This is a genomic window from Acidisoma sp. S159 (assembly GCF_009766125.1).
Taxonomy (GTDB): Bacteria; Pseudomonadota; Alphaproteobacteria; order Acetobacterales; family Acetobacteraceae; genus Acidisoma.
The window spans coordinates 260,001-272,480 of the sequence record NZ_LMUG01000067.1 but is presented as its reverse complement, the minus strand read 5'-3'; the positions used below and the strand labels follow the sequence as shown (position 1 = coordinate 272,480).

At 62.6% G+C, this 12,480-nt stretch carries 7 protein-coding genes, 3 tRNA genes and 3 rRNA genes (1 of these 13 cut by a window edge); 3 read left to right on the top strand and 10 right to left on the bottom strand.

The features are described 5' to 3' along the window. Positions 1–3: 3 nt before the first annotated feature. A complete protein-coding gene (locus tag GSQ92_RS23970) occupies positions 4–1,170 on the bottom strand; it encodes an iron-containing alcohol dehydrogenase (RefSeq protein WP_158805111.1) in 1,167 nt (388 codons plus the stop codon). 71 nt (positions 1,171–1,241) lie between these two features. Next, positions 1,242–2,483 (bottom strand): MFS transporter, encoded by a 1,242-nt coding sequence (locus GSQ92_RS23965; RefSeq protein ID WP_158805110.1) that lies wholly within the window; start codon positions 2,481–2,483, stop codon positions 1,242–1,244. A gap of 131 nt (positions 2,484–2,614) precedes the next feature. Here GSQ92_RS23965 and GSQ92_RS23960 point away from each other — a divergent pair, with 131 nt between their 5' ends. Further along, positions 2,615–3,079 (top strand): CreA family protein, encoded by a 465-nt coding sequence (locus GSQ92_RS23960; RefSeq protein WP_158805109.1) that lies wholly within the window; start codon positions 2,615–2,617, stop codon positions 3,077–3,079. 48 nt (positions 3,080–3,127) lie between these two features. On the opposite strand, the gene zwf is transcribed toward GSQ92_RS23960, so the two are convergent. After that, positions 3,128–4,600, bottom strand: a complete 1,473-nt coding sequence (gene zwf, locus GSQ92_RS23955) for a glucose-6-phosphate dehydrogenase (protein ID WP_158805108.1) — start codon at positions 4,598–4,600, stop codon at positions 3,128–3,130. 106 nt (positions 4,601–4,706) lie between these two features. Here zwf and GSQ92_RS23950 point away from each other — a divergent pair, with 106 nt between their 5' ends. Beyond that, on the top strand, positions 4,707–5,633 hold the full coding sequence (locus GSQ92_RS23950; protein ID WP_158805107.1) for an N-acetylmuramic acid 6-phosphate etherase: 927 nt from the start codon (positions 4,707–4,709) through the stop codon (positions 5,631–5,633). Between the two features lie 32 nt (positions 5,634–5,665). Next, positions 5,666–7,099: a class II fumarate hydratase gene (gene fumC, locus GSQ92_RS23945; RefSeq protein WP_158805106.1), complete on the top strand. Its 1,434-nt coding sequence runs from the start codon at positions 5,666–5,668 to the stop codon at positions 7,097–7,099. Between the two features lie 29 nt (positions 7,100–7,128). Here fumC and GSQ92_RS23940 read toward each other — a convergent pair whose 3' ends face one another. The 7 genes from GSQ92_RS23940 to GSQ92_RS23910 form a co-directional block, all read right to left on the bottom strand. Further along, a complete protein-coding gene (locus GSQ92_RS23940; RefSeq protein ID WP_158805105.1) occupies positions 7,129–8,136 on the bottom strand; it encodes a Gfo/Idh/MocA family protein in 1,008 nt (335 codons plus the stop codon). A 103-nt stretch (positions 8,137–8,239) separates the two neighbouring features. Further along, positions 8,240–8,316: transfer RNA gene (locus tag GSQ92_RS23935), tRNA-Met, on the bottom strand. Between the two features lie 68 nt (positions 8,317–8,384). Then, positions 8,385–8,499 (bottom strand): 5S ribosomal RNA (gene rrf, locus GSQ92_RS23930). A gap of 180 nt (positions 8,500–8,679) precedes the next feature. Then, positions 8,680–11,430: ribosomal RNA gene (locus GSQ92_RS23925) — 23S ribosomal RNA — on the bottom strand. Between the two features lie 524 nt (positions 11,431–11,954). After that, positions 11,955–12,026 (bottom strand) — tRNA-Ala (locus tag GSQ92_RS23920). Positions 12,027–12,109: 83 nt separating this feature from the next. Beyond that, positions 12,110–12,186: transfer RNA gene (locus GSQ92_RS23915), tRNA-Ile, on the bottom strand. Between the two features lie 196 nt (positions 12,187–12,382). After that, positions 12,383–12,480, bottom strand: a 16S ribosomal RNA gene (locus tag GSQ92_RS23910) (it continues 1,399 nt past the right edge of the window). The 16S, 23S and 5S rRNA genes sit together here with 3 tRNA genes alongside, the layout of an rRNA operon.

Sequence of the window (12,480 nt, the reverse complement as noted above, 5' to 3'; positions counted from 1 at the left end):
TCCCTAGAAGGCCTCTCGATAGAGGGCGAGGGCATCGGCCTCGGTAACCTCCACCGGATTGTTCACGAGCAGCCGCCCTTGTTTCATGGCGTCAGAGGCAAGCAAGGCCAGGCTGTTGTCGGTCACTCCGACATCGCGGAGGCGGCGGGGCGCGCCGCTCTCATTCATCAACCGCTCCATCTCGCCGACAAAGGCCGAGGCACGGCTTTGCGCGTCACCCTTGGCCGGGCCGATGACGACATCCGCGAGTTCGGCATAGAGCGGCGCGGCGGCGGCGGAGTTGAAGCGCAGCACCGGGCCGAGCATGAGCGCGTTCGAGAGGCCATGCGGCACATGGTAGTGGCCGCCCAAGGGATAGGCGAGCGCATGAACCGCCGCGACCGGCGCATTGGTAAAGGCCTGGCCGGCGAGCGTGGCACCCAGCAGCATCGACTCTCGCGCCACGCGGTTCTTCCCGTCGCGGCAGGCGGTGACGAGATGCGTGCTGAGCAGGCGCAGCGCCTCGCGGGCCAGGGCGTCCGAGAGCGGGTTCTTCTTGTTCTTGCTGGTATAGGCCTCGATCGCATGGACCATCGCGTCGATGCCCGTCGCGGCGGTATGGGTCGCGGGCAGGCCGAGGGTGAGTTCGGCGTCGAGCAGCACGTAGTCGCAGAAGAGCTGCGGCGCCACGACGCCCATCTTGGTGGTTTCGCCGGTGGTCAGGATGGTGATGTTGGTGACCTCCGACCCGGTGCCCGCCGTGGTCGGGACCAGCACGAGCGGCAGGCGGTCGCCCTGGACCTTGCCGATGCCATAGATATCGGCAAGGCGCTGATCCGACCTCACCAGAACCGCGGTAAGTTTCGCGACATCCAGCGAAGATCCGCCGCCGAGGCCGATCACGATGTCCACTCCCGCAGCCTTTGCCTGCTCGACGCAACTCAGCAACACGGCCTCGGGCGGGTCCGCCACCACGGCATCGAAGACTGCCACGGTAAAGCCTTCTGCTTTCAGACTGGCTTCAACCGGCCCGAGGAGCCCGGCGCGGACCAAACCGCCATCCGTCACAATGAGGGCACGACGCGCGGCGAAGCGAGGCGCGAGCAGGGCGCCCAGTCTTTGCGCGCCGGACCACTCGACCTGGATCGAGGGAACTGTGCGGAACTCGAAGGGTTGCTGACCGGTCGCCATGGCGCGTCTCCCGCTTGGTTTCCGCCAGTCTCCGCATAGGCGGCGCGTTGGGCAAGGCGGGCTCGCCTGCCCTAGCGGCTGGCTGGAGTGCGCAGCGCGCCCATCATGATGAGGATCACGGCCGCGATGGCGGCAGCGAAGGCGGCGACGAGAAAGATGGTGGCGTAGCCGAAGGAGCCGACGATGAAGCCCGCGAGCGGTCCCGTAACGCAGAGGGCGACGTCGAGGAAGACGCTGAAGGCACCGATCGCCGCACCGCGGCTGGTCGAGGGCACGCGCGCCAGAATCTCGACACCCAGCGCCGGGAAAACGAGGGCGAAGCCGAAACCCGCGAGGCCTGCGCCAATGAGGGCGGAGGCTGGATCACCCGCTCGCCACAGGAGCGCCAGGCCGGCGCACTCGACCAGGAAGGAGGCCAGGGCGACACGATTGCCGCCCTGGCGCGCGATGCTGCCGACGAAGATGAGGCGGGCGAGGATAAAGCAGCCACCGAAGGCCGACAGTGCGAGCGCAGCATGGCCCCAGTGTCGGCTCGCGTAAAAGAGCGTGATGAAGGAGGCGATGGCGCCGAAGCCGATCGAACTCAGCGCCAGCGCCGCGCCGTAGGGCAGGATGCGGCCAAAGACGCTGCCGAAGGACATCCGAGGGCCTGTCACCAAGCGCGTAATCGGGCCAGCGGCGGCAAAGGGTAGCGCCGCCAAACCGACGACCACCACCGCGATGCCGATCGTGCTGAACCCAGCGATACTTTGGATCAGCACGCCGAGCGGGGCTCCGAGCGAGATGCCGCCGTAGGTCGCGATGCCGTTCCAGGAGATGACCTTGGCGCTATGCGTGGCGCCAACCTTGCCGATGGCCCAGGCGATGCCGCCGGTCGAGACAGCGCTCTCACCGGTGCCAAGGCAAAGGCGACCCAGCAGCAGCAACACGAGGCTGAGGACGTGCTGCGACTGGAACAACCCACCGAGGGCGGTGAGAACGCCGCTGCCAGCGCAGGCGCTAAGCCCGAACATGACGATGTGTTTCGGGCCAACCGAGTCCGTCAGGCGGCCGACCGGTGCGCGGGTGATGAAGGTGGCGAGATACTGCGTGCTTACGGCAAGGCCGGCGAGAACGGAGCTGAACCCCAAGGGACCACGCACGAAGGGCGGCAGAACCGCGAGAGGCAGTCCGACCATCATATAGGCGGCAAAGGTAAAGACGACCGTCGCGAGGATGGGGCGATTGACGGTGCGCCATTGCCGCGACCGATGGCGAGCGGTCGTGGATCGCGCTGGCTTCGCGAGCGGCTCGGTCTCGGCTTTCTTGGTCATGCGGAAGGCATGCCTTCCTCGCTTTGCATCCTCCTGACGGGATGCAGGAGCGTGGCCTAGCGATCAAGTGCAGGGCGATCAAGCGTGGGAAAGCCGCGCCTCATCGCTAAATGACGAAAACACTTTCACGGATGGCGCCGGTGCGAACGAAATTCCTGATCACGACCCTGATGGCGCTGTTGCCCGCTGCGGCGATGGCGCAAACGCGCGTAGGCGGTGTGGACACCACCTTCCGTTTGCTCGGCGCCAATGACCGCGTGGTGGTGGACCGCTACGATGATCCCGATGTGCCCAACGCCTCGTGCTACCTCGCCCGCGCCGTTACGGGTGGTATCTCGGGCAGCGTGGGTTTGGCGGAGGATCCGTCGCGCTTCTCGATCGCCTGCCGCGCCGTCGGGCCGGTTGCCTATCCGGCGAACCTGCCGAAGAAGCAGCAGGTCTTCGCCGCCAGCCTCTCGGTATTCTTCAAGCACCTCGTCATTTTCCGGATGCTGGACGCGGACAAGAAGGTCGTCATCTACCTCGCCATCAGCAGCCGCCTCAAAGAAGGTAGTCCGTTCAACTCGATCTCGGTCATCCCGACGACGAGTCCGTAAGCGTTGTGTGCTGTCGGACTGAGCCGACAGCACAACCCCTCGCGACCTCTATTCCTCGTACCAAGTCCGCCCGTCGCGTTCGAGCAGGGCGATCGCGGCGGAGGGACCCCAGGTGCCGGCGCGGTAGGGTTTCGGCAGTTCCTCCGAAGCGACCCAGGCATCCTGAATCGGGTCAATCCAGGCCCAGGCGGCCTCGACCTCGTCGCGGCGCATGAACAGGGTCTGGTTGCCCCTGACGACATCCATGATCAGCCGCTCATAGGCATCCGGATTGCGCACCGAGAAGGCCTTGGCGAAGCTCATATCGAGGGGCACGTATTGCAGGCGCATGCCGCCCGGCCCCGGATCCTTGATCATCAGCCATAACCGCACGCCCTCATCCGGCTGCACGCGGATGACCAGGCGGTTTGCCTGTAGCTGGCCGGCGCCATGCTCGAAAACGCGATGCGGGACGCCGCGGAACTGCACCACGATCTCCGACACGCGGCTTGGCAGGCGCTTGCCGGTGCGCAGGTAGAAGGGCACGCCCTCCCAGCGCCAGTTTCCGACCTCCGCCTTCACCGCGACGAAGGTCTCCGTCATGCTCGTGGGACGCCCAAGCTCGTCCAGGTAGCCGGGCACGGGGCCTTTCGTGGAGGCGCCAGCCGTGTATTGACCGCGGACGGTGTGCTGCGCGACCTGGTCCGGGGTCATCTTCGTCAGCGACTTCAGCACTTTCAGCTTCTCGTCGCGCACCGTATCGGCGTCGAGCGAGGTCGGCGTCTCCATCGCGATCAGGCACATCAACTGCAGGATATGGTTCTGCATCATGTCCCGCAGCGCGCCGGCCGTATCGTAGTAGCCAGCGCGGGTTTCGAGCCCGAGATCCTCGGCGACCGTGATCTGCACATGGTCGATATGGGCGGAATTCCACAGCGGCTCGAAGAGCGAATTGCCGAAGCGCAGAGCCATGAGGTTCTGTACCGTCTCCTTTCCGAGATAGTGGTCGATGCGGTAGATGCTGCTCTCGAGAAAGACCCGGCCAATGGCGTTGTTGAGCTCCTGGGCTGATTCCAGATCCTTGCCGATCGGCTTCTCCATCACGACCCGACTCAGCGGTGTAACGAGGTGATGGGCGGCGATCTGCTGGCAGATTGGGCCAAAAAGCTCCGGCGACGTCGCGAAGTAGAAGACGCGCACGCGGTCCGCGCCATCCGCGAGCTTGTCCACGAGATCGCTCCAGCCGTCCGTGCCGGTGGCGTCCATCGAGACATAGCCAACGCGGGCGATGAACCGCTCAAGCACCTCGGGGTCGATATCATCCTTGGGCACGAAGTCGGTGATCGATTCGCGTGCCATCGCCTGATAGTCGGCATCCGTGAGATGGCGGCGAGAGGAGCCGATGACGCGGGCTTCGGCAGGCACCTGGCCGCTGCGGTCCCTCTGGTAGAGCGCCGGTAGCAGCTTGCGGCGGGCGAGATCGCCCGAGCCCCCGAAGACCACGATATCGAAGGGATCGACGGTGATGATGCGCGCGACCATGCTGACATGGGCTCCTTTTGACCGGAGGCTCCTAGCATACCCACAGTGCGCCGATTGACCAGCCGCGCCGCTTGACGATGCGGCCGCCCTGCCGTCAACGGGGAGCATGAGCCCGACCCATTCTCCAGCGCCGCTGCCCACCACGGAGCGCGTCACACCGCGTTTCCGCGATCTCGACCTCTGGGACAGCGCCGTCGCGCTCGAGGCTTTGTGGGAGGGTCAGATGGCGGCTGTCGCGGCACTGCGGCCCGCGCTGCCCGGCCTGGCAGCCGCCGCCGACGCGGCCGCGGCGCGTCTGGCGCCAGGGCGAGGCCGGTTGATCTATGTCGGCGCGGGAACCTCCGGCCGACTGGCGGCGCTCGATGCGGCGGAACTGCCGCCGACCTTCGATTGGCCCCCGGAGCGCAGTCTCATCCTAATTGCGGGCGGCACCGCCAGCCTGCTTAGGGCCGCGGAGGGTGCCGAGGATGACGGTGCGGCGGCCGTCGCGGCGCTCACGGCCCTTGATCCGAGGCCGGAGGACGTGATGGTCGCGCTCGCGGCAAGCGGCACGACGCCCTGGGCGGTGTCCGCAGCGACGGCGGGCCGGGCGCACGGCATGCTCGTCATCGGCATGGCGAATAGTCCTGGAACGCCGTTGCTCGCAGCCGCCGAGCACGCTGTTCTGCTCGATACAGGCGCTGAGGCGATCGCCGGATCGACCCGTATGAAGGCCGGAACCGCACAGAAGGCGGCACTCACCCTTTTTTCCACCTTGGTCATGATACGGCTCGGCCGCATCTATCGCGGACGGATGGTGGAGATGCGGCCGACCAACGCGAAGCTTGCCGGGCGCGCCGCCCGGATGATCGTCGAACTCGAGGGCTGTTCGACGAAGCGGGCGGAGGCGGCGCTGAAGGAGGCGCAGGGGCGAATCAAGCTCGCCCTTGTGATGGTGCGGAAGGACGTGGACGCGGCGAGCGCCGAAGCTCTTCTCCTGCGCCATGGCGGCCTCCTTCGGGCGGCGCTGGAAGAGGCGGCGACTTCGCTGTAGCAAGCGGCCACGACGAGACAAGGATCGGGTAGATGAGCGGCATCCCAGCAACGCAGCCTCCAGCAGGGACGCGGATCGAAACCGATTCGCTCGGCGAAGTGGCGGTGCCCGCTGATCATCTTTGGGGTGCTCAGACGCAGCGGTCGATCGAGAACTTCCCAATCGGTGTCGGCCGTTTCGCCTGGACACCGCCGGTCATCCGCGCTTTCGGCATCCTCAAGAAATGCGCCGCCCTCGCAAATGGCGAGCTTGGCGAATTGCCGGCTGAGAAAGTGGAGCTCATCGTGCGCGCGGCGCAGGAGGTGATCGACGGCCGGTGGAATGGTGAATTTCCGCTCGTCGTGTTCCAGACTGGCTCTGGAACTCAGAGCAACATGAATGCGAACGAGGTCATCGCGAACCGCGCCATTCAGATGGCCGGCGGCATTGTCGGCACTAAGAAGCCGATCAATCCGAATGATGATGTCAATCGCGGGCAATCATCTAACGATACCTTCCCGACTGTCATGTATATCGCGGCCGTGCAGGAAATCGCCGAGCAGCTGCTTCCAGCGATCACGGTGTTGCGCGATACGCTCGATGCCAAGGCGCGCGCCTACGCCGATGTCATCATGATTGGGCGCACGCATCTACAGGATGCGACGCCGATTTCACTGGGTCAGGCGATTTCGGGCTGGGTCACGCAGCTCGACGAATGCAAGCGGGCGATCGCGGCGAGCCTGCCCTGGCTGATGGATCTGGCGATCGGCGGCACGGCCGTCGGCACGGGCCTCAATGCGCATCCGCGTTTCGGCGAAGTCGCGGCGCGGTATATCGCAGACGAGACCGGGCATCCCTTCGTCTCCGCGCCCAACAAATTCGCCGCGTTGTCGGCGCATGACGCGATGGTGCATGCGAGCGCCACGCTGCGGACCTTGGCGGGCGCGCTGATGAAGATCGCCAACGACGTGCGCTGGCACGCCTCCGGCCCGCGCGCCGGGCTCGGCGAGATCACGATACCAGAGAACGAGCCGGGGTCTTCGATCATGCCGGGGAAGATCAATCCGACGCAGTGCGAATCGATGACGATGGTCGCGGTGCAGGTCTTCGGCAACGACGCGGCGGTAGCCTTCGCGGGCAGCCAGGGCAACTTCCAGCTCAACGTCTACAAGACCGTCATGGTGCACAATGTGCTGGAGTCCGTGGGGCTGCTGACGGATTCGATGCTGGCCTTCGAGCAGCATTGCGCGCGCGGGATCGAACCGAACTTGCCGCGCCTTAGAGAGAACCTTGGAAACTCGCTGATGCTGGTGACGGCGCTGAACCGCCATATCGGCTACGAGAAGTCAGCGAAGATCGCGATGAAGGCGCATCGCGACAACAGCAGCCTGCGCGAGGCGGCACTCACATTGGGCTTCGTCACCGGCGAGCAGTTCGACACCTGGGTGAGGCCGGCCGACATGCTGGCACCGAGCGCCGCGCATTAGGCGCGCGGCTTCGCAGGCGCCCTGCTGTCTCAGGTGTCGTAGAAGGCGGGGCGTGCGGGCATTTCGATCGCTTCCCGCTGACCGGTCGCTAGCGAAGTAAGCGCGGCCGCAGCAGTGAACGACGCCGCGTAGCCGTCCCAGGCTGTGGATCCCGGAGAGGATTCGCCGCTGGTTATCGCCGCGACCCATTCCTGAAGCTGGATGCGATAGGCGTCGGCGAAGCGCGGGCGCCAGTCTTCCTCAACGGGGTATCCCGACAGCCCGGCCTGGCGCAGCGCGAAAGGCGGCGCGGGCGCGAGAGAGACGGTGCCTTCCTCGCAGACCAGTTCGCCTTGCACCTCATAGCCATATTGTGAGTCGGGTGTCATTTCGATGCTGACGACGACGCCGGCTGCGGTTTCCAGCACGGCGAATTGCGGCTGCCGGGCTGAGGAGAAGCGGCTGCGGCGCGCGCTGGTCAGGGTGACTGACGCGAATTCCTCGCCGAGCAGGAAGCGCGCGATGTCCATCTCATGCACCATCGAATTGGCGATGACGAGATCGGAGGTGACGTAATCTGGCGCGACCTTGTTACGATGGACGCAGTGCAGGAAGAGGGGCTGGCCGAGAGCCCCACTGTCGAGCTGCGCTTTCATGGCGCGGTACCCGGGGTCGAATCGGCGCATGAAGCCGACATGGACGAGTCGGCGGCCCGTCGCCATCTCAGCCGCGATGACTTCCCGGCATTGATCGAGCGTGGTGGCAAGCGGTTTCTCGCACAGCACCGGCTTGCGGACGGAAATCGCCGAGAGCGTGAGAGCGGCATGGGTCGCGTCGGGCGCGGCGATAATCACCGCGTCGATCCCGGGATCCTCGATCAATGCCTCGGGTGTCGGAAAGGTCCGGATCGCCGAAGACATTTCGGCAAGCGATTTCACGCGCGCCGGGTCGGCATCATAGATGCCTGAGAGATCCGCTCCGCCGATGGCGTTCATGACGAGCCGCGCATGGTCGAGCCCCATGACGCCGCAGCCGATCAGACCGATTTTGATGCTCACCTTTGGTGCTCCCAAATCTGGAGCGATAGTGGCATGGGTTTGGCGGCGGCGCGACTTCGGGGGAAACCCGTGCGCCTCCTTTAGTTCGGTGGATCTGCTGATTTGGTTGCGGGGACAGGATTTGAACCTGTGACCTTCAGGTTATGAGCCTGACGAGCTACCGGGCTGCTCCACCCCGCGTTGGTAGCTGTGTGATCGCGGGCGGTGGTGTGCCTGCGGATTTGTATGTGTGTTGGGTGGATTGGAAGACCTGGCGGCGACCTACTCTCCCGCGCCTTAAGACGCAGTACCATGGGCGCTGGGGTTTTTCACGGCCGAGTTCGGGATGGGATCGGGTGTAGGCTCCCCGCTATGGCCACCAGGTCGTCCAATCCACCCGGCTCCAGGTTTGCACCTGGGGACGGTTGGGTTGTGAGGGTTTGGCTGGAGTTTGTGTGTGTGCGTTGTGGCGATTGTATTTGCCTGTCAGCGGATGCTGTCAGTTGGGATTGGTCGGTCCACCATTGAAGGAATGGTTGGATGATTGCTGTGCAGGATGGTGTGTCTTGTGAGCCTATCGGGTGATTAGGACCGGTTAGCTGAGCGGGTTGCCCCGCTTTCACACCCGGCCTATCGACGTGGTGGTCTACCACGACCCTCAGGGAGACCTAGTTTTGAGGTGGGTTTCCCGCTTAGATGCTTTCAGCGGTTATCCCGTCCATACTTAGCTACCCGGCTGTGCCACTGGCGTGACAACCGGTGCACCAGAGGTATGTTCATCCCGGTCCTCTCGTACTAGGGACAAATCCTCTCAAGTCTCCTTCACCCACGGCAGATAGGGACCGAACTGTCTCACGACGTTCTAAACCCAGCTCACGTACCACTTTAATCGGCGAACAGCCGAACCCTTGGGACCTGCTCCAGCCCCAGGATGTGATGAGCCGACATCGAGGTGCCAAACCTCCCCGTCGATGTGGACTCTTGGGGGAGATCAGCCTGTTATCCCTAGAGTACCTTTTATCCGTTGAGCGATGGCCCTTCCACGCGGGACCACCGGATCACTATGGCCGACTTTCGTCTCTGCTCGAGCTGTCGCTCTCGCAGTCAGGCGGGCTTATGCCATTGCACTCAGCAGCCGATGTCCGACCGGCCTGAGCCCACCATCGCGCGCCTCCGTTACACTTTGGGAGGCGACCGCCCCAGTCAAACTGCCCACCATGCAGGGTCCCGGCCCGGGATGACCGGACTCGGTTAGACATCAGAAGCGCCCAGGGTGGTATTTCAAGGATGGCTCCACCAGAGCTAGCGCCCCGGCTTCAAAGCCTCCCACCTATCCTACACAGTGCTCCCCTGATGCCACTGCAAAGCTGCAGTAAAGGTTCATAGGGTCTTTCCGTCTGACCGCGGGTACCCCGCATCTTCACGGGGAATTCAATTTCGCTGAGCCCATACCGGAGACAGTGGGGAAGTCGTTACGCCATTCGTGCAGGTCGGAACTTACCCGACAAGGAATTTCGCTACCTTAGGACCGTTATAGTTACGGCCGCCGTTTACCGGGGCTTCAATTCAGTGCTTGCACACCTCCTCTTAACCTTCCGGCACCGGGCAGGCGTCAGACCCTATACGTCATCTCTCGATTTCGCAGAGCCCTGTGTTTTTACTAAACAGTCGCTACCCCCTGCTCTGTGCCACCCGCCCATGGTTGCCCACAAACGGGTCTCGCTTATCCCGAAGTTACGCGAGCAATTTGCCTAGTTCCTTCGATATGGTTCTCTCAAGCGCCTTGGTATGCTCTACCAGTCCACCTGTGTCGGTTTAGGGTACGGTCTATACGCTGGAGCTATTTCCTGGAATGCTCAAAAAGCCGGGACAATCCAATAAGCCCCGACAACATTTCGCATTCGTCACTTCCAGCAGGCCCAGGACTATTCACCTGGTTCCCATCGACTACGGCTTTCGCCCTCACCTTAGGGGCCGGCTCACCCTGCGCGGATTAACCTTGCGCAGGAACCCTTGGACTTTCGGCGACAGTGTTTCTCGCACTGTTTGTCGCTACTCATGTCAGCATTCGCACTTCCGATACCTCCAGGAGGGGTCACCCCATCTCCCTTCGCAGGCCTACGGAACGCTCCGCTACCGCATCAAAGACAGCTACGTCTTTGACACCCGCAGCTTCGGTACGTGGCTTGAGCCCCGTTACATTTTCGGCGCAGGATTTCTATTAGACCAGTGAGCTATTACGCTTTCTTTAAAGGATGGCTGCTTCTAAGCCAACCTCCTGGTTGTTTTGGAATTCCCACATCCTTTCCCACTTAGCCACGATTTGGGGACCTTAGCTGGCGGTCTGGGCTGTTTCCCTCTCGACCACGGACCTTAGCACCCATGGTCTGTCTGCCGGGCTATACTTCTGGGTATTCGGAGTTTGGTTAGGTTTGGTAAGGCTTTGGGCCCCCCTAGCCCATCCAGTGCTCTACCCCCCAGGGTAAACACCCGACGATCTACCTCAATAGATTTCGCGGAGAACCAGCTATTTCCGAGTTTGATTGGCCTTTCACCCCTAGCCACAGCTCATCCCCGACTTTTTCAACAGGCGTGGGTTCGGCCCTCCAGTGCGTGTTACCGCACCTTCAGCCTGGCCATGGCTAGATCACTCGGTTTCGGGTCTTCTACCTGCAACTATATCGCCCTATTCAGACTCGCTTTCGCTACGCCTACACCTACCGGCTTAAGCTTGCTGCAAACAGAAACTCGCTGACCCATTATACAAAAGGTACGCCGTCACCGCAGTTGCGGCTCCGACTGCTTGTAGGCGTCCGGTTTCAGGTCTATTTCACTCCCCTCATCGGGGTGCTTTTCACCTTTCCCTCACGGTACTTGTTCACTATCGGTCACCAGGGAGTATTTAGGCTTAGAGGGTGGTCCCCCTACGTTCAGACAGGATTTCACGTGTCCCGCCCTACTCAAGGACCTACCAAAACCTCACCGCATACGGGGCTATCACCCGCTATGGCCGGACTTTCCAGACCGTTCTGCTCGATTTCAATAGGCCACTGGCCTGTTCCGCTTTCGCTCGCCACTACTGACGGAATCTCTGTTGATGTCTTTTCCTCCAGGTACTGAGATGTTTCAGTTCCCCGGGTTCGCCTCATGACCCTATGTATTCAGATCATGATACCCTTGCGGGTGGGTTTCCCCATTCGGATATCCATGGATCAACGCCTGCTCGCGGCTCCCCATGGCTTTTCGCAGCGTGCCACGTCCTTCATCGCCTCCTGGTGCCAAGGCATCCACCGAACGCCCTTCTCATGCTCACAACCACGCAGATGAACAGCTCGCGCCACTCACCCCCATCTTGCACAGGAACCATCCAACCCCGTCTTGCCCGGACCTCTCCAGACAACCGATCGATGAACCTATCCCCATCCCGATGCCACCGATCTCCATTCAATGCGAGAAACACTGAATAAACCCGATGGACGTCGCCACTTCGCACACACATAGTCCACGACATGATGTTCAACCCCGAAGGCTAGGCGCCCCCAAGATCGGCGATCATGCCGCCTCCACGCTTCTGAACACTTCCCGGCTGCGGGGACTCAGCACTCGCGTGCCTCCTCCGGTCAGACTTGCAGCCGGCGCGTCCAGACGCGCCAAACCCTGATTCACATTTCAAAAGACCATTCCGCCCGCTCTCCAATCGAAGAACAAACGGATCGCACCGCATGAGCCGGCACAGCGCCTCGCGGCACCGCTCCTAACCCTTGCGAAGACTTTCCCACCGCGACGATGGTCAGAACACCAGCCCAACCAACCCACCCAGGCTCACCCGAAGGCTCCCATGGAGGTGGACGGATTCGAACCGACGGCCCCCTGCTTGCAAAGCAGGTGCTCTCCCACTGAGCTACACCCCCTCACAGGACAGTAACAACCAGAAGAAAAAACCAGGGACCAAGTGCTCAGCACCTTATCTCAGAACAAAACTCCGAGAAATACTTGGTGGGCCAGGGAGGATTTGAACCTCCGACCCCACGCTTATCAAGCGTGTGCTCTAACCAGCTGAGCTACTAGCCCCCTACTCAGTCATGGTTCGCACGATGCACAGCATCGCACAACTCCAAGACAGAGTCGTCGCGGGGAAGGGATATGTTGATGGCGCCCAATCGAAGACCAGGCGACCGAGCCGCTTCCAGCATCCGCCGGAAGCAATTGGACACCGTTCCAAACCTCGACATCCGAAAATGCCGCAGGAAATCAGAACAGTTCCTTGAAAGGAGGTGATCCAGCCGCAGGTTCCCCTACGGCTACCTTGTTACGACTTCACCCCAGTCGCTAACCCGACCGTGGTTGGCTGCCTCCTATTGCTAG

What these genes read in the sequence shown, in the direction of transcription:
- GSQ92_RS23970 (WP_158805111.1), bottom strand. Translation starts at nt 1,170, where the DNA reads ATGGCGACCGGTCAGCAACCCTTCGAGTTCCGCACAGTTCCCTCGATC.
- GSQ92_RS23965 (WP_158805110.1), bottom strand. Translation starts at nt 2,483, where the DNA reads ATGACCAAGAAAGCCGAGACCGAGCCGCTCGCGAAGCCAGCGCGATCC.
- GSQ92_RS23960 (WP_158805109.1), top strand. Translation starts at nt 2,615, where the DNA reads ATGGCGCCGGTGCGAACGAAATTCCTGATCACGACCCTGATGGCGCTG.
- zwf (WP_158805108.1), bottom strand. Translation starts at nt 4,600, where the DNA reads ATGGTCGCGCGCATCATCACCGTCGATCCCTTCGATATCGTGGTCTTC.
- GSQ92_RS23950 (WP_158805107.1), top strand. Translation starts at nt 4,707, where the DNA reads ATGAGCCCGACCCATTCTCCAGCGCCGCTGCCCACCACGGAGCGCGTC.
- fumC (WP_158805106.1), top strand. Translation starts at nt 5,666, where the DNA reads ATGAGCGGCATCCCAGCAACGCAGCCTCCAGCAGGGACGCGGATCGAA.